Raw genomic sequence first — 23,298 nt, 5'->3', positions numbered from 1 at the left:
CCTTCCGGAAACCGGCCATTTATGACACAAGTGTCATCTGGCACCCGAATCGAGGTCGGTCGAGTGCGAGTGGGCAGGGAAGCCCTACACCGCGTCAGCCCCGCCGACAGACCCGTGGCCGGGCACCAGGACTCGTCCCGGCGCACCTAGTGGCCAATTAGCGCCGTATATGACGACGCGGCCCTCATCCCAGCTGAGTCGCACAGCGCATCCAGCGGATTACAGTATCGGCCGCTTGGGGACACAGCCTGGCTGCTACGCGGGGCGGGCCGCCAGGACGCAGAATTCGTTGCCCTCGGGGTCGGTGAGAACCACCCAGGGAACGTCAATCTGGCCGACGTCCGCTCGGCCGGCGCCCAGGGCGATCAGGCGGTCGACCTCGGCGGCCTGGTCGTCGGGGACGAAATCGAGGTGGAGCCGATTCTTGACCCGCTTCTCCTCGGGCACAGCACCGAAGAGCAGCGTCGGGTGGGCACCCGCCGCCGGCGCAATCTCGACCTCGTCGGCGCTCTCGCCGACCACAACCCAACCCAAGGCGTCCCGCCACCACAGCCCGAGCGTTTTCGGGTCACGGCTGTCCACGACGACTTCTTCCCAGATCAATGACATGCCCACAGGGTAACCGGCAGGGTCGGGCCGGGTACCACGGAATTCGCACGAAATACCGTCCCGGCCGCACGGTACTCTGGACACCATTGCCGTCGCCGTGCAAGAGGACGACGCCCCGATCCGAGGAGAACCGCATGTCGGTCGGCCTACTTGCCGTTGTCGATGACATTCTGACCGCAGCCCTCAAAGCCAGCGCGAAGACCGCCGGCGTCGTCATCGACGACGCTGCAGTCACCCCGCAGTATGTGCAGGGCCTCACGCCGGCCAGAGAACTCCACGTGGTGTGGCGGATCGCGCTGGGCAGCCTGTTCAACAAGTTCGTCATCATCATCCCTCTCGCTCTGCTCCTCTCGGCGTTCGCGCCCTGGGTGCTGCCGTTCCTGCTGATCCTTGGCGGCACGTACCTGTGCTTCGAGGGTGCGGAAAAGGTCACCGAGTGGTTCGGCGTGCATCACGCCGTCGAAGAGACCGACGTCAGGGACGAGGGCAAGCTGATCTTCGGCGCCATCCGCACCGACCTCATCCTCAGCACCGAAATCATGCTCATCGCGCTGGCCAGCCTCGATCCCGACTTCGGCATCTGGATGACGCTCGGCGCCCTGGTGGTCATCGGCCTGGGCATGACGTTGCTGGTCTATGGAGCGGTGGCCCTGCTGGTGAAGATCGACGACATCGGGCTGTCGATGATGAAGAACTCAGCCCGGCAGGTGCGGCGCACCGGCGCGCGCATCGTGGCCGCGATGCCCGGCGTGTTCACGGTGATCAGCATCATCGGCACAGTCGCCATGCTCTGGGTCGGTGGTCACCTCGTGATCACGAACCTGGCCGAGACGTTCTGGCACGGCCCCTACGATCTGCTGCACGTGGTGACCCACGCGGTCGAAGCCGCCGGGCCCGTTGTGGTCTGGCTTGCCGACACGGCGATGTCTGCAGTGTTCGGGCTCGTTCTGGGCATACTCGTGGTCGTCATCGTCACCGGGGTGTCGCGGTTGTTCTCCCGCAACCGGGCGGATGCCGCCGCGCACTGACCCGGGGACTGACGCGGAACCTTCCTCCGCCGCGTGAGGGTTGTCTATCCTCCACAACAGACCGGTTGGGTCTGGGCTTTCACTTCGCACATCGGTTATGCTGACGTTTGTTACTCGGCAATACAAACACAAAGGAGTGAACGTGGCGACCATGAGCAACGATGAGGTGGCCGCGCTGTCCTCGGTCAAGCCCAGTGCGAGGCAACTCACCTGGCAGGCCCTGGAGTTCTACGCATTCATTCACTTCGGTATGAATACGATGACCGATCGCGAATGGGGCCTCGGCCACGAGGACCCGGCCCTGTTCGATCCGGACGAACTCGATGTCGACCAGTGGATGCGGGCGGCCCTGAGCGCCGGAATGACGGGCGTCATCCTCACCGCGAAGCACCACGACGGATTCTGCCTCTGGCCGAGCAAGGTCACCGGGCACACCGTGGCCGCGTCCCCGTGGCGAGACGGCACCGGTGACCTCCTCGGGGAGGTGGCCGACTCGGCCCGGCGTCACGGGCTCAGCGTGGGCATCTACCTCTCCCCCTGGGATCGCACCGAGAGCAGCTACGGCTCCGGGCGCGCATACGACGACTTCTTCATCGCCCAACTCACCGAGGTGCTGACGCAATACGGCCCGATCTTCTCAGTGTGGTTCGACGGCGCCAACGGTGAAGGGCCCGACGGTCGGGTTCAAACCTATGACTGGGATCGGTACTACGCCGTGATTCGTCGATTGCAGCCCGGAGCCGTGATCAGTGTGTGCGGTCCGGACGTTCGATGGTGCGGCAACGAAGCCGGCCACACTCGTGCCGACGAATGGAGCGTCGTACCCGGATCGCTCCGCGACGCTGAGCGCATCGCCGAACAATCCCAGCAGGTCGACGACGGCGTGTTCGCCTCACTCGTCCGGAGCAACGATGACGATCTGGGCAGCCGGGACGCGCTGAAGGGAAAGCTGGATGACCTGGTCTGGTATCCGGCCGAGGTGAACACGTCCATCCGGCCGGGCTGGTTCCACCACCCGTCCGAAGACCAGAAGGTGCGCTCAGCCGACGAGCTCTTTCAGATCTGGTGTTCCTCAGCGGGCGGCAACGCCACCTTCCTCCTGAACATTCCACCCACCGCCAGGGGCCTGGTGGCAGACCCTGACGTGCACGAGCTGCAGAGGTTGGGGCAGCTCATTTCCGACTTTCGCGCACGCACGATTCCCGCCGCCCTCACGCCCTCCTCCACACTCGGTCGAGACGGCCAGGACGCGGCAGCCCTATCCGCGGAATTCGGCCCCACCCCGGATCGAACGTGGCAGCCGGATCCTCTGGACCCGCACCCGACGATCGCCGTGCGGCTTCCGGAGGCCAGATCCATCGAGGCGGTTGTGCTCAGTGAGGACATCCGGCTCGGCCAACGACTCGAGCACGTGACAGTGCACGCCGACACCGCCGACGGACTCGTCGAGGTGGCCAGGGCACGCTCCATCGGATACCGCCGAATCCTCAGATTCGACACCCCGGTCGTGACCGACCGTCTCAGCGTGGCGCTCAAGGTGAGCCGGGGAACACCGGCCTTGGTCTCGTTGGCGACCATCGAGAGTCCCGTTGAGCACAGCAGCAGGAGGCCACGGTGAGCGTGCCCCCGGGGGAAACGAGCGCGAGTGGACCCCTCGCCCACCCGCCGGCGCCGGGCGTGGCCGGAGCATTGGAGCGGCACAGCGGCCTTGAGCGCTGGCCGGAGCTGCACCCCACCACCCAGGCGGCCTTCAACCAGGTCCTCTGGCGTGGCGGACTGCCCCGCATCGAGATCGCACGCAAGCTCGGAGTCACCCGCGCCCGCCTCACCGCGGTCACCCGCAGCCTCGAGGAGGCGGGGCTGATCGTCGAGGGTCAACGGGAGCAGCGCTCCACCACCGGCCGGCCGGCGGAAATGCTCTATGCGGCCACTACCGCATACCAGTTCCTCGGCCTTCACCTTCATGGCAACGAGGTCATCGCGGCCCTGATCAACCTCGATGGCAGTGTGGCTTGGAAGTCCAACGCCTCCCTCACAACGGAGTGTCCCGAGGAGCTGTTGGAGTGTGCCGGAGGCATGCTGCGGGAGGCGTCAATCGGGTTCCGGGTCGCGGCCGTAGCCATTTGCGGTCCACTCGCCAGAGTCGGGCTCGACCCGGGCTCGGCACGTATCCGCGCAATCGACGACGCGCTGCGCGAACGCTTCGAGAGCCAGTGGTCGATCCCGCTCTGGGTCGATGACGACGTCGTGGCCCTGACTGCGTTCGAGCAATGGCCTCGGCTGGCGGAGGGCCAAGACAGCATGGTGCTGATCTCTGTCGGTGAAGAGATCGGTTTCGGTATCGTGACGGACCGTCGAATCATGCGCGGAGCCCGACGGGCGGCCGGGCGGTTCGATCACATTCCGGTCATCGCCGACGGGCCGGAGTGCCCACTCGGACACCGCGGCTGCCTCTGGAGCGTATCCTCGACGATCGCGCTCACCCGCGCGGTTCCCGGCGGCGGCAGCACCGCCGAGATCGCCGACCGAGCCGACGCCGGCGACGAGCTCTGCGCGTTCATCCTCGAGCGCGCGGCAGCGGGGCTCGGCACCGCTGCGGGACACCTCGTGAACCTCCTCGACCCCGACAAGCTCGTGCTGACGGGGGAAAGCCACACCGTGCTCCGTGGCCGCATGGACACGTTCCGTGCTGCTCTTCGCGCCACCCACCTGGGCGCCGATGACATCGAAGTGGACATGCCGGACTTCGATTTTGTCGAGTGGGCCAGCGCGGCCGCGGCACTGGCGCTCTACCGCTGTTTAAGCCCTATCCCCTTCTAGACAGGCCACCGACGCACTTTGTTCTGTCGCTTGACAAACCTGGGCGCGAGCGGGAAAGCTGATCTCAGCCGTTCGGATGTGAACCCGAACAGCTTTCTGTCAAAGGAGACTCTGTGAAGATTTCACGCATTTCTGCAGCGGCCCTCGCCGTTGGACTTTCGACCATCGCAGTCGCCGGGTGCTCGTCACCGGGCAGCGCGGACGGGGACCCTGTTGTCCTGGAATATTGGGCGTGGGCACCCGGTTCCCAGGCCGAGGTCGATGCGTTCAACGACGCGCACCCCGATATCCAGGTGAAGTACACCGACGCCGGCGGCGGTGAAACGTCGTCTGCCAAACTGGTCACCGCCCTCCGCGCCGGCAACGCCCCCGACCTGGCCCTGGTCGAGAACACAGCCCTGCCCCGCATGATCGTGGCCGGTGTACCGCTGGACATCACCGAGTACGTCTCGGACGTCGAGGACAACTTCGCAGCGGGCACCTGGGAACAGACGACTTTCGACGGCCACACCTTCGCCGTACCGCAGGACATCGGACCGATGGCCCTCGTCTACCGGGCCGACATCTTCGACAAATTCGGCGTTGCCGCCCCCGTCACCTGGGACGACTTCCGCACTGCGGCGGAGACGATCAAGGCACAAGACCCCAGCCTCACGCTGGCCTCCCTCAGCACCGACGGCTGGGGCTGGTACGCCCCCGTCGCCGCTCAGGCCGGCGACGACTGGTGGTCACTCGACGGTGACACCTGGACAGTGAACATCGATGGCGCCAACTCGCGCCACGTGCTGGAATTCTTCCAGGGCATGTACGACGACGGCCTCATCGCCGCCGACCCGATCCTCACGCCCACGTACAACCAGCAACTCAACGACGGCACGATGCTGTCCTGGCCATCCGCCGTGTGGGCACCCGGTGTCATCGAGGGAGTCGCCCCGTCCACCGTCGGCAAGTGGGAACTGGCCCCACTCCCCCGCTGGAACGCCGAAGACCCCACAGTCTCGTTCCAGGGCGGCTCGTCCATTGTCGTCACCTCTACCAGCGAGCACCCCGAAGAGGCCGCGGAGTTCGCCACCTGGCTCAACGCCGGCGAAGAGGGCTCCGAGATGATCCTCAACGTGCAGAACAGCTACCCCGCCGCTCTGTCCGGCCAGGAACTCGCCACCACCCAGGACCCGCCCGCGCTGATGCCGCAGCAGACCGACTACTACGACGTGGTGGCCGAGATCGCCAAGACGACCAAGCCCGTCACCTGGGGCCCGAACACGGATGTCGCCGCGGCGGCCTTCACCGACGCAATGAACGCCGCTGTGCAAAACGGCACGTCCTGGGCCGATGCGCTCACCGCCACTCAAGATGCCGTCGTGGCCGACATGAAAGAGCAGGGCTTCACCGTGGAGCAGGGGAAGTGAGCCCGGCCACCACACCGCGCACGGCAGATCCTGGCCCGACACCTTCCATGCTCCATCTGACCGACCCTGCCGGAGGCGCTGCCGTGCCACTGCGGCGCGCCTCTCGGCCAAGGCGCCGCTCGGCTTTGCGCTCCCGGAGCGCACCGTATTTCTTCTCCGCGCCGGCAATGCTGCTGTACCTCGGGTTCACGATCATCCCGTTGGGATACGCCTTCGGCTCGAGTTTCTTCGCCCAACGTCTCACCGGCGGCGGCATCCTGGGCACCAAGGAGACCATCTTCGTCTGGTTCGAGAACTACGCAAAGGTGTTCGCCGACGCCAGCCTGCTGGCGGGTCTGGGCCGGCTCTCGATCTACGGCATCATCGCCGTGCCGCTGACCCTGGGACTCGCGCTCGTGTTCGCGCTTCTCCTGGACGCCCAGGGCACCCGCTTCACCCGCTTCGGCCGCACCGCGATCTTCATCCCGTACGCGGTCCCCGGAGTGGTCGCGGCGCTGATGTGGGGCTTTATGTACCTGCCCAGCACCAGCCCGTTCTCCTACGTCACCGAATCGCTCGGCCTCGGGTCCATCCCGTTCCTCGAGCCGGAGGGACTCTACGGGTCGATCGCCAACATCACGATCTGGGGCGGCATCGGCTTCAACATGCTCGTCATCTACACCGCGCTACGGAGCATCCCCAGTGAACTCGTCGAGGCGGCTCGGATCGATGGGGCCACTGAGACCCAGATCGCCCTGCATGTGAAGATCCCGTTGGTGGGCCCGGCCCTCATCCTCACCGCGATCTTCTCGCTTCTGGGAGCACTGCAGCTCTATGGCGAACCGGCGATGCTCATGCCGCTCACCAACAGCATCTCCACCACGTGGGCACCGCTGATGTCCATCTACCGCGACGCGTTCATCCTCGACAACCTATCCTCGGCGGCCGCATCGTCGATGATCCTGGCGTTCGGAACGGCCGCGATCTCGCTCCTCGTTCTCGCAATTGTTCGGCGCATGAACCGAAGAGGTCTCGCATGACGGCCACACGCTCATTCACGGCGCCCGCTCTGTCCCGTCGGCCTGCGCGTCTGTCGTCGCAGCGCACGAAAGTCCTTCCCACGGTGCTGCTCCTTATCGGCGCGATTTACTGCCTTGTTCCGGTGGCGTGGGTATTCATCGCCGCCTCCAAGGCGCCTGGCGAACTGTTCAACTCCTTCAGCTTCGCTCCAGGGTCCGGGCTGCTCGGCAATTTGGGTGACCTGTTCACGCACAACGGCGGCGCGTATGGCATGTGGGCTCTCAACTCACTGCTGTATGCCGGGGTCGGCGGCCTGCTCTCAACGCTGGTGTCGGCCGCGGCGGGTTATGCGCTGGCGAAGTTCGACTACCCGGGCCGGAAGTTCTTCTTCGGCGCGCTGCTGGCCGGCCTGCTGATTCCGGGCATCACCCTCGCGGTGCCTCAGTACCTGCTTCTGTCCGACTTGCAACTGGCGGGTACTCGCTGGTCGGTGCTGTTGCCCAGCATCATCAGTCCGTTCGGGATCTACCTCTGCAAGGTTTTCGCCGACGGCGCGATAGCCAACGAAGCGTTGGAGGCCGCCCGGATCGACGGCGCGAACGAATGGCGCATCTTCTCGAACATCGTGCTCCCGCTGATGGTGCCCGGAATGGTCACCGTCTTCCTCCTGCAGTTCGTCGGCATCTGGAACAACTTCCTCTTGCCGTACATCATGCTGGCGGACCAATCCACGTTCCCTCTCACAGTGGGGTTGAGTTCCTTGCTCACTCAGGGCTCCGGATCCCCGGCCCTCTACTCACTCGCGATCACCGGCGCCGCCGTTGCGATCATTCCACTCATCGCCCTCGTGCTGTTTTTGCAGCGTTTCTGGCGACTCGACCTAATCTCCGGAGGAGTAAAAGGATGACAAGATCACACACCGATCAGGCATGGCCCACGACAGGCCTCAGCTTCGGCGGCGACTACAACCCCGAACAGTGGGACCGCGCCGTTTGGCGTGAGGACGTCGAACTAATGAAGCAGGCCGGCGTCAACATCGTCTCGCTGGGCATCTTCGCCTGGGGACTCCTCGAGACGGCAGAGGGTCACTACGACTGGGAATGGTTCGACGAGATCGTCGACCTCCTCGAAGAACACGGCATCACCATCGACCTGGCGACTCCGACGGCGGCGCCGCCGAGCTGGCTGCTCGCGGCCCATCCCGAGTTCCCTCCCGTCGACCGTGACATGACCCGGCACTGGGCCGGAGCCCGGCTCGGGTGGTGCCCCAGTAACCCGGAATTTCGCACCCACGCGCTGCGCATTGTCCGTGCTGTCGCCGAACGGTACGGCTCGCGTGAGCATGTGGTCATGTGGCACGTCAGCAACGAATTCGGCGGCGGCAACGGGCACTGTTACTGCGACGTCTCGGCCGAAGCCTTCCGGCGCTGGCTGGCCGAGAAGTACGGCACCCTCGACGCCCTCAACGCAGCCTGGGGCACCGCATTCTGGGGGCACAACTTCACCGACTTCTCCGAGATCATCCCCCCGCGCGGCAACGATTCGAAAAACCCGTCGCTGATGCTGGACTTCGATCGGTTCAGCTCAGATGAGCTCCTGGCGCACTACCTGGCTGAGCGGGCTGTGTTGCAGCAGATCACCCCCGACACTCCCATCACCACGAATTTCATGGTCGGGGCCGAAGCCGACGCCACGGACTATGCCCGCTGGGCACCGCACATGGACGTCCTCGCCAACGATCACTACACCAGATCCTCGGACCTCCTCCCGCAGCAGGACGTCGCGTTCTCGGGCGACCGGATGCGTTCTCTCACCACCGACCGGCGGCCGTGGCTGCTGATGGAGCACTCCACGAGCGCCGTCAGCTGGCAGCCACGCAACCGCGCCAAGAACCCAGGCGAACTCAGCCGCAACGCTCTCAGCCACATCGCCCACGGGGCGGACGGGGTCATGTTCTTCCAGTGGCGGGCCTCCCGCGCCGGTGCCGAACAATTCCATTCGGCGATGGTGCCGCATGCCGGCGCAAACACGAAGATCTTCCGGGAGGTGACCGCTCTCGGCGCGCAGCTGCACCGGCTTTCCCCAGTGATGGGCTCGAGGGTGCGCCCGGCCACGATCGGCATCCTCTTCGACAATGAGGCGGGCTGGGCGATGCGCGAAGGCGTCAAGCCCAACAACTTCATGCCGTACGGACCGGCGGTGCGGGCTTGGCACGCGGCGTTCTGGCGCCGCGGCGAGAGCATCGACGTCATTCCGCCGTGGAACGACTACTCCGGCTACAAAACCCTGATCGTGCCGCAACTCTTCCTCGTCTCCGATGAGACCGCCGCCAGACTCGGTGACTTCGTCGCCGCGGGCGGAACCCTCATCGTGACGGCCTTCTCCGGCATCGTCGACGAGAACAACCAGGTTCGACTCGGCGGCTATCCCGGCGCTTTCAGGGACGTGCTCGGCGTGTGGGGCGAGGAGTTCTATCCATTGCAGGACGGTGAGACGTTCGAGCTGGACAATGGGTGGACCGGATCGGAATGGACCGAGCACCTGCACACGGTCTCCGCGGCACCGCTCGCCCATTTCAGTCACGGTCCCCTCGCCGGAGAACCGGCCATCACCCTCCGCACGCTCGACGGGGGCGGTCGGGCCATCTATGTGGCGGCGGGATTGGACAACCAGTCGATCGGCGACCTCCTGGCGCTCCTCGTCCCAGCCCAGGATTCCCTGGTCGGCGCGCCCGACCCCGACCTCGAAATCGGCGTTCGCGAAGCCGGCACCCGCCGGTTCGTGTTCCTCATCAACCACGGCCAGCGCACCGTGAGCGCCGACGTCACCGGCCGCGAGTTGCTCACCGACACCGAGGTGCACGGTTCGATCCAGGTTCCGGCGGGCGAGGTGCGGGTGGTGGAGACGTCGGCAGACTAGGGCTGGCCCGTGGCGCCGCGGTGCCTCTCGACAGGCCGGCATGATCTTCTCCTTTCACCAAGGCCCGGAGGAGGTCGGTCTCCCGTTTCATCAGCGCTCAGTGGGACGGGAGCCGGCGCCCCCTGATGAGTAGCCAGAAAATGAGGGCCACCTCACCCACGAAGAGGAACTGGGCGAACACGGCGGTGAAGCCGGGGATCGTGGCCACGCCGATCGCATCCGCCAGGTAGCCCGCGCCGGCCAGGGCGAGCAGGACGCCGAAGACCCTGGCCACGAAACCGGACCGATAGGCGAGGTAGCCGACGAGGATCAGCGAGGCGCCGAACAGTCCCAGGCCCAGAACCCAGATGGTGGTGAACGACTCCAGGACAGGCTGGGCGGCGGCGGGATCACCGAGGAGAGCGAACCCCTTCACGAGCTGACCGACGGCGACCAGGAGCAGCACGGCGTAGACGGTTCTCAACCAGCCCGTCAGCGCCGACAGCCGTGGGCTCACGGGCCTGAACAGGACGTAGAGAGCGGCCGCCACGAGGACATCGAGCATCGCCACGATGATGAAACTCGCGACACCCGCCCAGAACAGTGCGGGCGCGGCGGCGATGTTGACGGCGGTGCGCGCGGCGTCCCCGGGAACGATCAGGCTCACGATGGCGGCGAAGTTGGCGAAGCCGCCGAGCACGGCCATGACGGCCAGGCCGACTCCGGCGACCAGGGCCGCCGTGCGTGGCGGCCAGGCGGTGAAGACCCCCGGTCGCCGAGCCGGGGCAATCGCCGGGGAGTGGACGGTTGTCTCATTCACGGAGCATCCTTACGTCGTAAGCTTATGTTGTAAGTACCGTACGACTACGAGGTAAGGTTGTCAAGATAACGGCGAAGGGAAACCATGGCGAAGCCGGCGGGCAAGGCGGATGGGTCGCCAAGGGGTCGACTGAGCCGGGACGTGGTCTTGACCACGGCCATCGCGCTCGCCGACGACGGCGGCATCGAGTCGCTGACCATGCGCCGGCTCGGCGTCGAGCTCGGGGTTGAAGCCATGTCGCTGTACAACCATGTGGCCAACAAGGAAGACCTGCTCAACGGCATGGTCGATGCCATCTTCGGCGAAATCGAGCTGCCGTCGCACAGCGAGGGCTGGAAGACGTCGATGCGCAAGCGGTCGGTCTCGTTCCGGGACATGCTGTCGCGCCACCCCTGGGCTACCGGGTTGACGGATTCGGGCACGAATCCGGGACCCTCCACCCTGCGTCATCATGACCGGGTCATCGGCACCTTCCGGAACGCCGGGTTCTCGGTAGCCATGGCCGCGCACGCGTTCTCCGCCTTGGACAGCTATATCTACGGATTCGCGATGCAAGAGAAGAGCCTGCCCTTCACGACCGAAGAGGAGACGGCCGCGATGGCTCACCTCATGCTCGCCCAGCTGCCCGCCACCGAGTACCCCTATCTCGCCGAACTGACCGCTGAGCACGTTCTGAAGCCGGGGTACAACTACGGCGACGAGTTCTCGCTCGGGCTCGATCTCATCCTGGACGGACTCGAACTGTGGCTCAGCCTTGGTGGCTCCCCCACCAGTTGATGACTGCCCTATTTCTGGGCGAGCCGCTCGACCTGCCACCGGTGCACGTCGGGCAGCCACTCCAACGGGGCGGCCGGTCCCACCCGAAAGTCCTCGGGAACCCCGCCGTCACGCAGGACCTGCGCATAGACACGATCCTGCTCGATCCGCGCCCGTAACTGCTCCGCTCCACCAACGGACCCGTGACCCGGAATGATGACATCGACTCCGTCGGCCACACCCTGCAACAGCAGCAGAGCATTGAGGTAGTCCTCGATCGGGTTCTTGGCCTCCAGGTCGAGGAACGGCATCAGGATGTCCGAGAGCATGTCGCCGGCCACGAGCACGCCCCGCTCCTTGATGAACAGCGCCGCATGGCCGGTGGCGTGGGCCTGATGCTCGAGGATGCGCACCTCGGGACCGTCCCAGGGAATCTGCGCGGCCCCGGCGGGCAGCCCGGTGATGAAGCCGAGGAGGTCCATCGGGATCTCGTCGACGTATTCCGGTGGGAGTATCTCGGCCACGCGGTCCTTCCAATTCGCCGTCGCCAGCAGATCACGCATCGACGCCGCGCAGCGGGCGGTGCCGTAGCGGGGCACGACGCCGAAGCTCGCGTGCCAGAGCACGTGATCCCAATCCGGATGCGTCGAGAAGCCGGCTACGACGGGCTGGCCCAGCTCGCGCAGGTCGGTCGCAAGGTCGACCATCTCGTTCCGCGTGATGCCGGGGTCGATCAGCAACACACCCGCGCGGCCTTGCACGACCACGGAATTGCTCTGGATGAACTCGCTCTGGTGCACCAGCACACCGTCCGCGACCTGCTTCAGCATGGGAGTCCTTTCGCTTGTGGGTTGCCAGCGCTTGCCGAGACGGTACTACGGACCGCTCACGCTGTGTACCACAGCGAGAACGACCCCGGCGGCCAGTGCCGCCTGGCCGGGCTCGGCCGTAACGTCACCCCTCGTGACGGCCCGAACTCGGCTACCCGGCCGGATCGGTGATGAATCCCTCGGCGACCATCCAAGCGAACGCCACGTCGGCGGGTTCGCCTCCGTCGACATCCACCTGGCGGTTCATGTCGCGCAGCACCTCATCGGTGAGCTTCGGCGAGATCTCGGCGAAAACCTCCTCCAGGCCGGGGTGGGCGTCAAGCGTCTCGGTGAAGAACGTCGGCGCGACGTTGTAGGCCGGGAAGAACGCGAGGTCGTCGACGAGCACCGTGAGATCCAGCGCGTCGAGGCGACCGTCTGTCGTGAAGACCTCACCGAAGTTGCAGGCCCCGGCATCGGTCGCGCTGTAGATCGCGCCCGTGTCATAGATCCCGATGTTCTCGTCGGGCACCCCGTCGGCGGCGGCACGCTCAAGGCCGTAGTGGGTGAGCATGGGGTTCATGCCGTCGGGCCGGGAGTTGAACTCGGACTCGACGCAGAAGGTGCGGTCCTCGACCGGCAGGGCGGCCAGCTCGGACATCTTCGTGATGCCGCCCAGGTCAGCGATCGCTTCGCTGCGCACGGCAAGCGCGTACGTGTTGTTCATCGGCGCCGGAGCGCCCCAGGTGACTCCGTTGTCGAGGTCGATGTCGTACACGGCCTCCCACATCTCGGTCTGGTCGGTAATGGCCTCCTCCTGCCCGAGGTAGGTCAGCCACGCGGTACCGGTGTACTCCCAAAGCACATCGGCCTGACCGGAAACCAGCAGATTGCGGGCCGGCTGACTGCCGGGCACATTGCTGAGGTCGGTGACGTCGAATCCGGCCGCGGTTGCGGCGAGCACCGCGATCTTGCCGAGCAGCAGCTGCTCGGTGAAGTTCTTCGACGTCACAGTGAGGCCGACGCCGTCGGCGTCCTCGAGCGGGCTGATCGATCCGGGTCCGACCGCGGGGACGTACGCTGTCGCCGGCTTGAGCCCGCAGCCGGTCAGGGCGAGGGCGGATAGGGCGAGAATACCCGTCGCCACCCCCCAACGGCCCAGGGGCGCGCGGCGGATACGAGAGGAGGAGCGGTACATCTAGAGTCCCTTCGGGCGCGCGACGTGTTCCACGACGCGGCCGAGCCAGTCGATGAGCAGTGCGAGCAGGGCCACCAGCAGCGCCCCGGTGACGAGTACGGAGGTGAGACTGAGATTGACACCGGTGGTGATCAGAATGCCCAGTCCGCCACCGTTGACGAACGTGGCCAGGGCGGCGGTGCCCACCAGCAGTACGAGCGCGGTGCGGACGCCCGAGAGCATGACCGGCACGGCGAGTGGGAGTTCCACCCGAAACAACACCGCGGCCGAGCTCATGCCCATGCCGCGCCCGGCCTCGACCAGGTGGGCGTCGACCTGTTGCAGGCCCACCATGGTGTTGCGCAGCACGGGAAGCATCGCGTAGAGCACGAGGCTCAGCGTTGCCGCCCAGAAGCCGAAGCCGACCCAGAACGCGAGCAGCACGACCACGCCGATCGCCGGCGCGGCCTGGCCGAAGTTGGCGATGACGAGCACGGGAGCGGTGAGGAACCGCAGGGGCCGACGGGTCAGCGCGATGCCCAGGGGTATCGCGATGACCAGCACGATCGCCGCAGCGAGCAGGGTGAGCTGGATGTGCTCCACGGTGTAGACCCAGAGCGCGGCCGGGGCCAGGGTGGTGAGCTCGATCGGCGAGAGGTCCGCCGTCTGCAGCCAGAACATCAGCGCGAGGAAGGCGAGCAGGATCCCGGCCAGCTGGTAGACCAGTCCCTTCCACGAGTTCCACCGTGCGCGGACGCGACTGGTCGGCACGGACGGCGCCGTCGGGTTGCCCGGCGCCTCGACGGCGGAGTCCCCGCCGGCGATGCCGGCTTCGGTGCTCAGGCCGCGGGGGCTCATCGCACGGCCTGGGCATCCGCGCCGTGGCCCGCGGTGTCGCTCGGATCGGCCTCGGCGGATGCCTGCGCCTGGAACACGCCGGTGTTCAGTCCCACGGGCGCCTGGTCGGACTCCAGCACGGCCGCGCCCTGCGACCGGGTGATGGCATCCATGACGGTCTTCACGTCGATGACGCCCTTGAAGGTGTCGCGGCGTCCGGTGACCAGCGCGGCCCCGGCGCTCGAGACGAGCATGGTGTCGAGCGCGTCGTTGAGGGTGGCGTGGATGCCCACTACGGGCAGTTTCGGGTCGGCCCCATCGCTGATCACGTCGAGCCGGCCGAGCTGGCGCCGAGAGAGCCATTGAACGGGCCGGTGACGCGCATCGACGACGACCGCGTGGCCGTGCCCGGCCTCGGTCACCCGGGCCAGGACATCCGCCGCTCGTTCGCCGGCAACGCCTACGATCGCGTCGCTGAGGCCCACGTCGGCCACCCGGGTGAGGGTGAGCTGTTTGAGGCCGGCGCCGGAGCCGATGAAGTTCTCGACGAACTCATTGGCCGGGTGACCGAGGATGCGTTCGGGGGTGTCGTACTGCTCCAACTGGGCGCCCTCGTTGAAGATTGCGATCCAGTCGCCGAGCTTCACGGCCTCGTCGAAGTCGTGGGTGACGCAGACGATGGTTTTCTGCAGTTCTTCCTGGATGTTGAGCAGTTCGTCCTGCAGGCGCAGCCGGGTGATCGGGTCGACCGCGCCGAACGGCTCGTCCATCAGGAGCACGGGCGGGTCGGCCGCGAGAGCGCGGGCCACGCCGACGCGCTGCTGCTGGCCGCCGGAGAGTTCCTTGGGGTAGCGGTCGCGGTACAGCGCGGGGTCGAGGGAGACGAGTTCGAGGAGTTCGTCGACGCGGGCGGCGATGCGGGCCTTGTCCCAGCCGAGCATCTTCGGCACGATGCCGATGTTGGTGGCGACCGTCATGTGCGGGAACAGCCCCCCGGCCTGGATGACGTAGCCGATGCCGCGGCGCAGGGTGTCGCCGTTCATGTCGGTCACGTCGTCGCCGTCGACGACGATGCGTCCCTCGGTCGGTTCGATCAGCCGGTTGATCATCTTGAGCGTGGTGGTCTTGCCGCAGCCGGAGGGGCCCACGAACATCACGATCTTGCCGGCCGGGATCTCCATCGTGAGACCGTCGACGGCGGGGCGGGTCTGACCGGGGAACCTCTTGGTGACGCCGTCCAGCAGGATGCTGGCCCCGGTGATGCCGGTGGGGGTGATGGGCTCGTCGGTGGAGTCAGCTCGGTTGGTTGCATTGAGTTCAGACACGGATACCTCGCGGTGTGGTCAGGCGGCCGAGGCCGACGAGAAGAAGATCAAGGATGACGGCGAGAACGACGACGCCGATGACGCCGGTCAGCACCGACTCGAGGGAGTTGGCACCGCCGAGCCTGGAGAGTCCGGAGAAGATGAATCCGCCCAGGCCCGGGCCTAGCGAATAGGCGGCGACCGCGGCGACCCCCATGACCATCTGGGCGGAAACCCGTACGCCGGTGAGGATGATCGGCCACGCCATCGGCAGTTCCACCTGCAGCAGCGTGCGGAACCGGCTCATGCCGATGCCCCGTGCGGATTCCACGATCGACGGTGAGATGCCCGACAGTCCCACGACCGCATTCCGAAGGATGGGCAACGTGGCGAAGAACGCCACGACGATCACGGCGGGCAACACCCCGAAGCCCAGCGGTGCGATGAGCAGCCCGATGAACGCGAACGACGGGATGGTCAGGCCGATGGCCGACACCGAGTTGGCGATCGAGGTCAGCGCGGAGTTGCGGTAGACGAGGGCCGCCAGCAGCACGGCGATGACGGTCGCCAGAACCAGGCACTGCACCACGAGGCTGAAATGTTGCCAGCTGCTGAACAGGATCTGCTCATACTGATCCCCTAGAAAATCCCACACATTAAAACCTCTTCGCGTCGATCGCACATCGGTTCACCGCCACCGGCATGGGCGCTATTGGAAGCGCGGACACCGTACTGGATGGGGACGCAGGCTGAGGGGCCTTTGGTGAGGGCAGGGGACCAGTCTTGCACGTTGACCCCTGAACGGGTGGGGTGCCGTGTTTTTGACTCTCAGCCTGGACGAGCCAGCCATAGGCTGGGTGGATGGACAGTGGCCGAATGTTGGGAGCACGACGCGCGCGCTTGAGCGACGTTGCCGCGGCCGCCGGCGTCTCCCCCACAACGGTGTCGCACGCGCTCAGCGGTGCCCGCACGGTGAATGCCGCGACCAGGGAGCGGATCCTCTCGGTCGCACACGACCTCGGCTACGTGCCCGACCGTGTGGCGAGCGGACTGCGGCGTCGGCGCACGGGCGTCGTCGGCCTTGTCGGAGACAACATCGCCGCCACCCCGTTCGCCGGACGCATCATCGAGGGCGCCCGCCAGGCGGGACTCGAGCGTGATGTCCTTCTGATGGTGGGCGAGAGCGGCGGGGACCCCGGCATCGAAGCCGACCTCATCGCGCTCTTCCTCGCTCAGCGTGTCGACGGCCTGCTCATCGCGCGCATGTACCACCAGCGTGTCCCGCGCCCGTCCGTGCCGGATGATCTGCCGGTCGTGCTTGTTGACGCCGCACCGGAGATGGGATGGCCGGTGGACGCGATCGTGCCCAACGAAGCCCAGATCGCTGCCGTCGCGTGCGAGCGGCTCACCCGGGCCGGACACCGTGAGATCGCCTACGTGGGCACCACGGATGAGAGTCGTGCGGCACACGGCCGCTTGCTCGGCGTGCGCTCGGCGCTCGGCGATGCCGGTATTGCGCTCAGTGACCGGCGTGTTGCCTTCTGCTCGTCAGATGCTGCGGGCGGACGCCAGGCGGGTGGGGAGCTCCTCGACCAGGACGATCGCCCCACGGCGATCATCTGCTTCAATGACCAGATCGCGATGGGGGTGATGCAGGCCGCGGCGAGGCGCGGCATCCCCGTCCCTGAGGGGCTGTCGGTGATGGGCATCGACGACCTGCATCCGGTCGCCGACGCTCTCGATCCCGGCCTCACCACCGTGGCGCTGCCGCACGCCGAGATGGGTGCGCGGGCGATGACGCGCCTCCTTGACCGCATCGAGGGCCCCCGGCCAGTCACCGATCACAGTGTGCAGCAGCTGACGGGCTGGCTCGTCGAGCGCGGCTCAGTCGCGGCGCCGCCCGCCTCGTAGATTCACTCCGCCGCCGATTCCCGCACGACCGGCGCGACACGCAGCGGCGTCAGCGTCGCATCCGTGATCTCGACCGCGCCGCGGGGGGCGTCCACACTCAGCTGACGTGCCCCGGGCGAGCCGTAGGTCGCCATGGTGATGGAGGCCTCGCCGTCTCCTGCGAATACCTCGATCGAGGCCACATCCACGACGATGTCTAGCCGCACACGTCCGTCCTCCGACGGGACGGGTGCCGTTCGCACGGCGCGATACTCCGCGGGCATCTTGGAGGCGATGGCATCGGCATCCCGCGCGACGAAGGCGAGTTCGGTGTCAAAGTCGTAGCCGACGGTTGCGTACGTGCCATCGGCACTGAGCACCTTCACGCGCACCTCGCCGGTTCTGTCCTCGACGCTGGCGTCAAGTGTCAGGCGATACGCATCGGATGAGGGAGTAGTGAGTTCCGTCGCACTTCCCGAATCCAGGCGAAGGGGGTCGATCTGCTCTGGCTCTCCCTCCAGCGATCGCAACTCCTCTGCGGGAGCCGAATAGAGCGTCTCGGTGTCTCCGTCCGAACCGAGCCGGATACTGCGCACGACGGAGTCGGAGCCGCCCTGCCAGTCACCGGTCGGGAAGTCGTCGGCGTAGGCCCAGTTGTTCATCCAGGCAATGCTGTACCGCGAGTTGAGGCGCTCCTGGGCGCTGAGCCGGGTGTCGTCCCACGTGACGGCGGCGTAGTAGTCCGCCCCGTGGTCGAGCCACTGGTGCCCGGTCTCGTCGGCGGTGAACGTCGTGCCGTCCCAGTCGCCGACCCAGTAGGTCGTGCCGGTCGTCTTCCCCTCGGCGGCGCCATTGGCGCCGGCGAGCAGCACCCAACGCACGTTGTTTGGGTCTCCATCGACCGCCATCGGGAAGAGGTCGGGGCACTCCAGCACGCCGAGGCCTGTCGTGACGAAGTCGGATGCGTAGGTCCAGTCGCGCAGGTTGGGCGACGTGTAGAAGCCGATGCGATCGTGCTCGGCGAGGGCCATCACCCAGTGCCCGGCGTTGTCGTCCCAGAACACGCGCGGGTCTCGCCAGTCGGCAACGCCTGGGTTGTCCATCACAGGGTTGCCCTCGTAGGACTCGAACGAGTAGCCGCCGTCCGTGGAGGCGAACAGCGACTGACGCTGCACACCGTCAACCTGCTGGGTGACGAGGGCGATGACCGCGCCCGCTCCGAAACCCGCGGTGTTTTCGGAATCGACGACGGCGGTGCCCGTCCAGATATCGCCGAGCCCGTTGGTGTACTTGTCGATCGCGACGCCCTGGTCCTCCCAGTGCACGAGGTCGGTTGAGGTCGAGTGGTACCACGCGGTGCCGTTCCCGTCGGGGTGATCGGCGTTATAGAGGTAGTAGTAGTGCCACACGCCGTCGAGCAAGAACGGCTTCTGCGGGTCGTTCATCCAGTTCTTCTCGGGGGTCATGTGCACCGCCGGACGGTGCGGCGACCAGTCGGCCGGGCGCTGGAACGGGCTCGACGCGGCCGGCGAGGGTTCGGTCGGGCTCGGGGCTTGATTCGTGCCGCTCCCCCCGAGGAAGGAGAGGGTCACTGCCGTGGCGGCCACCATCAGTGTGACCACGACGAGGGCGATGATCATGAGCGTGCGGCGGCGCGGCTTGCGCCGCGGCACGGCGGGGGCAGTGGCATCCTGATCGGTCACAGTGAAGTCCTTCGGGTAGGTCGGCGCGGGGGCGCTGTGGGCAGACGCCGCGCCATGAGGGGTGGGTGCCCCGGACCGAGATCGGAGCGGGGCACCCACGGCAAGGCAGGTCGGATCAGCGCAGCGGCTTCACCTGGCCGCCCGGGTTGATGTTGATGTTTGCCGGCACGTCGGCCCAGCCGCCGAGCCCGCCGTTTCCGTACGAGTAGTCGACGCTCGTCGTATCGCCCGCAATGTCCATCTTCACCGTGGGGGCGAGGGTGCCGCCCCGCACGAAGTTGTCGTTCGTGCCGATGGTGTCGATGAACGACTGCACTAGGCCGCCGGGCATCACGTAGTGCGAGTAGGCCTGGAACGCGCCGGGGTGCTGATCGACGTTCGGCGCGAACGGCTGCCCCTGCTGGTAGTTCAGGTTTGTCGGGTTGCCCAGGGCCAGACCTGAACCGTTGAGCGGCTGGAAGTCCGAGCGGATGCCGTCGCCGACGAATCCGTAGACACCCTCAGGTCCGTCGATCCCGGCCGCGAACGTGCCGCGGTGGGTGATCGTGAACAGGTAGGACTTACCGTCCTTGAACACGAACTGCGGGCGCTCGGTCTGGTCGGTCACGCAGTTCGCCGACAGGATCGGCGGGAGGAACTCCCACTCGGTCAGGTCGTCGTTCTTCGCTTTCGCGAGTCCGATATTGGCGATCTGGTACGTCGCACCCGAGGCGTTGACCTCTTCGGCCGTCTCGGCGAACGGGTCGCCGGCCTGATAGCCGAGGTCCTCCTCGGTGCAATATGCCTCGTCGCGGGGCATCGCGGTGTTGCCTTCGAAGACCATGTACGTCTCGCCGGGGTGTGCCGGGTCTTCGAAGGTGAACGGGTCGCGGAAGTTGAAGGACGGGTTCTGCTCGCCGGTCTGGTAGTACTCACCATCGGCCTTGAGCAGTTCGTCGACCTTGTTGAAGCCGGTCAGCTTCACGTCCTTGCCGGTGGTGTGCACCTTGCCGACACTGAGCGCGAGACGCGGGTCGTAGGGCTTGACGTCCTGGCCCTGCGCATCGCGGTAGAACGCGACGTCGGTGAAGAACAGCTTGACCTCGCCGCCCTTGAACACACGCGCCGAACCTGACCACTGCGTTTGGTGGCTGAACGACTTGTCCTCGAAGATCTGATCCGTCACACCTTCGTCGAAGACGAGGCCGCCGTAGGTCCAGCCGCCGTTCTCGGGCCGCTCATCGGCAGGCACGCCCGTTTCACGGTAGAAGTAACCGATCTTGGCGTACTGGTGACGCTCGTCGAAGCCCAGGCTGCGGTCGGCGACCAGCGAGAAGATGATCTCCTGGCCCTTCACCGAGTACTGGTTGCCGTCTTCGTCGGTGAGGGGCCAGCTGTCCCACACCCAGACCTCGTCGTTGGACATGTCGGGGAAGTCCTGCGGAACCTCGGGCATGGTCTGCGATGCCGGCATCGAATTCTCGCGGGGAGGCGTCGTGGGGTCGGACACGCGCTGCAGCTGCCGGGCGTCAGCACGGGTCCACTTCGCGGTGAAATCATCTTCGGGGGCGTGGGCCTCCTGGGTATGTGGAGTGGGTTCGGGGCCGTCCTGCACTGCGGGCAGTGCCGTTGCGGCGGAGGGCAGCCCGAGGAGCGCGGCTGTAGTGAGGGCGACCGTGGTGCCCGCGGCGGCCAAGAGGCGCCGTGGGCGCTTCTGGAGAGAATGCATTGCTGAGTACTCCTTGAGATGAACATGCAAATCGATTTGCATCAGCCAGCAATGGTTGCACAGTCGCGCAGAGAACGCATGTCGGACGGCGCAGAGCAGTCCCCGCCAGGAGCGACACGACGGGTGAGAACGCCGATCCGGTCGGCGGTCAGCGGCGAAAGGTGACGTGGATGACGCCGCTCTCCGCGACCTCGGAGGTCACCTCATAGCCGTCTTCGAGGCCGTGCAGGCCGTCCCAGAGGCGCGATCCGACGCCGAGGACGATGGGGGTGATCCCGACGTGCAGTTCGTCGACGAGGCCTGCGCGGAGGAAGTCACGCGCCACGCTCACTCCCCCGCCGACCCGGATGTCACCATCGCCGGCCAGGGTGCGCGCCTCCTCGAGTGCTTCCTGCGGGCTCACGCTGCGGAAGTCGAACCGGGTGCCGTTGGGGAACTCGATCGGAGGGCGCGGGGTGTGCGTCAGCACAAGAACGGGATACGCGAACGGCGGTTCGTCGCCCCACCAGCCGCGCCAGTCCGGTTTGTCCGGGAAGGTATGCAGGCCGAACATGCCTGCACCCATGATCTCGGCGGTCACGCCCTCGAAGTAGGCCCGCGCGTAGCGGTCGTCGACCCCGGTGGTTCCCTCGCCGGTGTCCTCGTGCAGCACCCGCTCCCGAAAGGTGCGGGTGGCCACATAGGGGGCGACCAGGCGACCCCAGTCCTCGCCGAAGATGTTCTCAGGCGTCTGGTCGGCGGTCGCGCCGATGCCGTCGAGGGAAATGTTGAGGTCAACGCGGACGACCATGAGTGCTCCTTGAGACGTGGAAGTGAGTGCTCCCTATCGTTTTCCCCGCGAGCGGCCGATGTCAACGGGCAGAGCAAATATGAGCAGACAAGGTCGGGTGCGGCTTCGTACACTGATTCAACGGTCTTGGCTCGGCTGGGGCCGTCGATTGGAACGGCGCCGTTCCAACTCGCCACGCCGCGCGAGCGCCTAGGGAGGACGACCATATGAGCCACACGAACGACGCGCCCGCCGCATCCGAGTCTCAGACAGAGCCGACACCCGGCGGGGCCCGCACCTTCGCGCAGGTGCTGGTCAACACGGCTGTCGCCAACGTCACCACGAGTTTTCTCTGGTTCGCCCTCACCTTCTGGGTCTATCTGGAGACCCGCTCGGTGCTCGCCACCGGCATCATCGGCGGCGCCTACATGCTGCTCGTCGCCGTGTTCTCCATGGCGTTCGGCACCATCGTGGACAGGCACCGCAAGCACCTCGTGATGGTGTTCGCCGGCGCGGCCACCCTGATCGCGTTCAGCATCGGCGGCGGGCTGTACCTTCTGTTCCCCGAGTCCACCCTGCTCGACCTGGGCGGGCCATGGTTCTGGCTGTTCAGCGGCATCATCCTGTTCGGCGCGGTAATCGAGAACATGCGCAACATCGCACTGTCCACGGTGGTCACGCTGCTGATCCCGGTCGAGCGACACGCCAACGCGAACGGCCTCGTCGGCACCGTGCAGGGGCTCGCATTCATGGTGACCAGTGTCTTCAGCGGACTCGCGATCGGGCTGCTGGGCATGGGCTGGACGCTCCTTATCGCCATTTCCCTCTCGGCGGCGGCGCTGTTGCACCTATTGTTCCTGCGCATCCCCGAAGCCAAACCGCAGCAGGATGGAGAGCGTCGCCCGCTGGTCGACCTGCGCGGCAGCATCACCGCGGTGCGAGCAGCGACCGGGCTGTTCGCCCTGATCATCTTCTCCACCTTCAACAATCTCATCGGCGGCGTTTACATGGCGCTGATGGACCCGTACGGCCTCGAGCTGTTCCCGGTGGAGCTGTGGGGCATCGTGCTCGGCGTCACGTCGACCGGGTTCATCATCGGCGGTCTGCTGATCGCGAAGTTCGGCCTGGGTCGCAACCCGATCCGCACCATGCTGCTGCTGGTGATCCTCATGGGGGTGCTCGGTGCGCTGTTCACGATCCGCGAGTGGTGGTGGTTGTACGCCGCGGGTATCTGGCTCTACATGACCCTCATCCCCGCCGTCGAGGCGGCCGAGCAGACCGTCATCCAGAAGGTGGTGCCGTTCCGGGAGCAGGGCCGCGTGTTCGGATTCGCCGCAGCGTTCGAGTCGGCGGCCGCCCCGGTCACCGCGTTCCTCATTGCACCGATCGCCGAGTTCATCATCATCCCGTTCATGAACTCGGATGCCGGCCGGTCCGACTTCGGCGCTCTGCTGGGCGAGGGCCAGGCACGCGGGATCGCACTCGTGTTCCTCATTTCGGGGATCGTCATGGCGCTGGCGGCCACCGCGGCATTCTTCACCAAGTCCTACCACCGCATCTCCGAGCAGTACCTCGACCAGGCCGAGTCCGTTCCGGCCGACGCCGAGCCGGATGCAACGACCGAGGCGCAGCTGCGGCGCTGACCCGTTCCCGGCGGCAGCCGTCGATCGGGAGAATTCAGCACATACTTCGGGCCGCATCCCGCCGCGCCCACCGCCCCGATAGAGTCATCTTGCGGCGCGGCCGTCTGCGTTTCCACTGC

20 protein-coding genes are annotated in these 23,298 nt (G+C 66.4%); 10 read left to right on the top strand and 10 right to left on the bottom strand.

The annotated features are described in order from the left end of the window. Positions 1-255: 255 nt before the first annotated feature. Positions 256-609 carry a VOC family protein gene (locus E3T61_RS14790; RefSeq protein WP_134641596.1) on the bottom strand — a complete coding sequence of 118 codons (354 nt, stop codon included), beginning with the start codon at positions 607-609 and terminating at the stop codon, positions 256-258. Between the two features lie 134 nt (positions 610-743). Between E3T61_RS14790 and E3T61_RS14785 the strand changes: the two genes are divergently transcribed. From E3T61_RS14785 to E3T61_RS14755, 7 genes are all read left to right on the top strand, one after another. After that, the gene (locus E3T61_RS14785; protein WP_134641595.1) at positions 744-1,637 is read left to right on the top strand and encodes a DUF808 domain-containing protein; all 894 of its coding nucleotides are present in this window, start codon (positions 744-746) and stop codon (positions 1,635-1,637) included. A gap of 151 nt (positions 1,638-1,788) precedes the next feature. Further along, a complete protein-coding gene (locus tag E3T61_RS14780; RefSeq protein ID WP_134641835.1) occupies positions 1,789-3,255 on the top strand; it encodes an alpha-L-fucosidase in 1,467 nt (488 codons plus the stop codon). Continuing rightward, the gene (locus E3T61_RS14775) at positions 3,252-4,457 is read left to right on the top strand and encodes an ROK family transcriptional regulator (protein ID WP_134641594.1); all 1,206 of its coding nucleotides are present in this window, start codon (positions 3,252-3,254) and stop codon (positions 4,455-4,457) included. Before E3T61_RS14780 ends, E3T61_RS14775 begins: the two co-directional genes overlap by 4 nt. Positions 4,458-4,570: 113 nt before the next feature. Beyond that, the gene (locus tag E3T61_RS14770; protein ID WP_241992592.1) at positions 4,571-5,866 is read left to right on the top strand and encodes an ABC transporter substrate-binding protein; all 1,296 of its coding nucleotides are present in this window, start codon (positions 4,571-4,573) and stop codon (positions 5,864-5,866) included. Between the two features lie 167 nt (positions 5,867-6,033). Then, positions 6,034-6,885 carry a carbohydrate ABC transporter permease gene (locus tag E3T61_RS14765; RefSeq protein ID WP_241992591.1) on the top strand — a complete coding sequence of 284 codons (852 nt, stop codon included), beginning with the start codon at positions 6,034-6,036 and terminating at the stop codon, positions 6,883-6,885. 83 nt (positions 6,886-6,968) lie between these two features. Further along, positions 6,969-7,772: a carbohydrate ABC transporter permease gene (locus E3T61_RS14760; RefSeq protein ID WP_338145532.1), complete on the top strand. Its 804-nt coding sequence runs from the start codon at positions 6,969-6,971 to the stop codon at positions 7,770-7,772. Then, positions 7,769-9,784 (top strand): beta-galactosidase, encoded by a 2,016-nt coding sequence (locus E3T61_RS14755; protein ID WP_134641591.1) that lies wholly within the window; start codon positions 7,769-7,771, stop codon positions 9,782-9,784. Before E3T61_RS14760 ends, E3T61_RS14755 begins: the two co-directional genes overlap by 4 nt. Positions 9,785-9,881: 97 nt before the next feature. Here the strand turns inward: E3T61_RS14755 and E3T61_RS14750 are convergent, their stop codons facing one another. Beyond that, positions 9,882-10,583 (bottom strand): DUF4386 domain-containing protein, encoded by a 702-nt coding sequence (locus tag E3T61_RS14750; protein ID WP_134641590.1) that lies wholly within the window; start codon positions 10,581-10,583, stop codon positions 9,882-9,884. Positions 10,584-10,667: 84 nt separating this feature from the next. Between E3T61_RS14750 and E3T61_RS14745 the strand changes: the two genes are divergently transcribed. Further along, a complete protein-coding gene (locus tag E3T61_RS14745; protein WP_134641589.1) occupies positions 10,668-11,360 on the top strand; it encodes a TetR/AcrR family transcriptional regulator C-terminal domain-containing protein in 693 nt (230 codons plus the stop codon). 8 nt (positions 11,361-11,368) lie between these two features. Here E3T61_RS14745 and E3T61_RS14740 read toward each other — a convergent pair whose 3' ends face one another. From E3T61_RS14740 to E3T61_RS14720, 5 genes are all read right to left on the bottom strand, one after another. After that, positions 11,369-12,169, bottom strand: a complete 801-nt coding sequence (locus E3T61_RS14740) for an MBL fold metallo-hydrolase (RefSeq protein ID WP_134641588.1) — start codon at positions 12,167-12,169, stop codon at positions 11,369-11,371. A 151-nt stretch (positions 12,170-12,320) separates the two neighbouring features. Then, positions 12,321-13,346, bottom strand: a complete 1,026-nt coding sequence (locus E3T61_RS14735) for a glycine betaine ABC transporter substrate-binding protein (protein ID WP_134641587.1) — start codon at positions 13,344-13,346, stop codon at positions 12,321-12,323. Beyond that, positions 13,347-14,006 (bottom strand): ABC transporter permease, encoded by a 660-nt coding sequence (locus tag E3T61_RS14730; RefSeq protein ID WP_134641833.1) that lies wholly within the window; start codon positions 14,004-14,006, stop codon positions 13,347-13,349. It lies immediately after the preceding gene. A gap of 173 nt (positions 14,007-14,179) precedes the next feature. Further along, positions 14,180-15,439, bottom strand: coding sequence for an ABC transporter ATP-binding protein (locus E3T61_RS14725; RefSeq protein WP_241992622.1), 1,260 nt, complete (start codon positions 15,437-15,439; stop codon positions 14,180-14,182). Positions 15,440-15,479: 40 nt separating this feature from the next. After that, entirely contained in the window at positions 15,480-16,121 is a 642-nt protein-coding gene (locus tag E3T61_RS14720) for an ABC transporter permease (protein WP_134641585.1), read from the bottom strand. 221 nt (positions 16,122-16,342) lie between these two features. Here E3T61_RS14720 and E3T61_RS14715 point away from each other — a divergent pair, with 221 nt between their 5' ends. Beyond that, positions 16,343-17,377, top strand: a complete 1,035-nt coding sequence (locus E3T61_RS14715) for a LacI family DNA-binding transcriptional regulator (RefSeq protein ID WP_166793253.1) — start codon at positions 16,343-16,345, stop codon at positions 17,375-17,377. A gap of 2 nt (positions 17,378-17,379) precedes the next feature. Here the strand turns inward: E3T61_RS14715 and E3T61_RS14710 are convergent, their stop codons facing one another. The 3 genes from E3T61_RS14710 to E3T61_RS14700 form a co-directional block, all read right to left on the bottom strand. After that, positions 17,380-19,059, bottom strand: coding sequence for a glycoside hydrolase family 32 protein (locus E3T61_RS14710; RefSeq protein WP_241992590.1), 1,680 nt, complete (start codon positions 19,057-19,059; stop codon positions 17,380-17,382). 115 nt (positions 19,060-19,174) lie between these two features. Next, entirely contained in the window at positions 19,175-20,767 is a 1,593-nt protein-coding gene (locus E3T61_RS14705; RefSeq protein WP_134641583.1) for a glycoside hydrolase family 68 protein, read from the bottom strand. A gap of 148 nt (positions 20,768-20,915) precedes the next feature. Next, a complete protein-coding gene (locus tag E3T61_RS14700; RefSeq protein ID WP_134641582.1) occupies positions 20,916-21,557 on the bottom strand; it encodes a dihydrofolate reductase family protein in 642 nt (213 codons plus the stop codon). A 206-nt stretch (positions 21,558-21,763) separates the two neighbouring features. Here E3T61_RS14700 and E3T61_RS14695 point away from each other — a divergent pair, with 206 nt between their 5' ends. Beyond that, positions 21,764-23,179 carry an MFS transporter gene (locus E3T61_RS14695; protein ID WP_134641581.1) on the top strand — a complete coding sequence of 472 codons (1,416 nt, stop codon included), beginning with the start codon at positions 21,764-21,766 and terminating at the stop codon, positions 23,177-23,179. Positions 23,180-23,298 lie beyond the last annotated feature (119 nt).

Origin of the sequence: Cryobacterium lactosi, from assembly GCF_004403945.1 — a bacterium.
Lineage (GTDB): Bacteria > Actinomycetota > Actinomycetes > Actinomycetales > Microbacteriaceae > Cryobacterium > Cryobacterium lactosi.
Note: the sequence above shows the minus strand (reverse complement) of the source record. Positions and strands in the feature narration are given on the sequence as shown.

Coding starts and splice junctions, on each gene's coding strand:
- E3T61_RS14790 (WP_134641596.1), bottom strand. CDS start 609: ATGTCATTGATCTGGGAAGAAGTCGTCGTGGACAGCCGTGACCCGAAA.
- E3T61_RS14785 (WP_134641595.1), top strand. CDS start 744: ATGTCGGTCGGCCTACTTGCCGTTGTCGATGACATTCTGACCGCAGCC.
- E3T61_RS14780 (WP_134641835.1), top strand. CDS start 1,789: ATGAGCAACGATGAGGTGGCCGCGCTGTCCTCGGTCAAGCCCAGTGCG.
- E3T61_RS14765 (WP_241992591.1), top strand. CDS start 6,034: ATGCTGCTGTACCTCGGGTTCACGATCATCCCGTTGGGATACGCCTTC.
- E3T61_RS14755 (WP_134641591.1), top strand. CDS start 7,769: ATGACAAGATCACACACCGATCAGGCATGGCCCACGACAGGCCTCAGC.
- E3T61_RS14745 (WP_134641589.1), top strand. CDS start 10,668: ATGGCGAAGCCGGCGGGCAAGGCGGATGGGTCGCCAAGGGGTCGACTG.
- E3T61_RS14740 (WP_134641588.1), bottom strand. CDS start 12,169: ATGCTGAAGCAGGTCGCGGACGGTGTGCTGGTGCACCAGAGCGAGTTC.
- E3T61_RS14735 (WP_134641587.1), bottom strand. CDS start 13,346: ATGTACCGCTCCTCCTCTCGTATCCGCCGCGCGCCCCTGGGCCGTTGG.
- E3T61_RS14730 (WP_134641833.1), bottom strand. CDS start 14,006: ATGTTCTGGCTGCAGACGGCGGACCTCTCGCCGATCGAGCTCACCACC.
- E3T61_RS14715 (WP_166793253.1), top strand. CDS start 16,343: ATGTTGGGAGCACGACGCGCGCGCTTGAGCGACGTTGCCGCGGCCGCC.
- E3T61_RS14705 (WP_134641583.1), bottom strand. CDS start 20,767: ATGCATTCTCTCCAGAAGCGCCCACGGCGCCTCTTGGCCGCCGCGGGC.
- E3T61_RS14700 (WP_134641582.1), bottom strand. CDS start 21,557: ATGGTCGTCCGCGTTGACCTCAACATTTCCCTCGACGGCATCGGCGCG.
- E3T61_RS14695 (WP_134641581.1), top strand. CDS start 21,764: ATGAGCCACACGAACGACGCGCCCGCCGCATCCGAGTCTCAGACAGAG.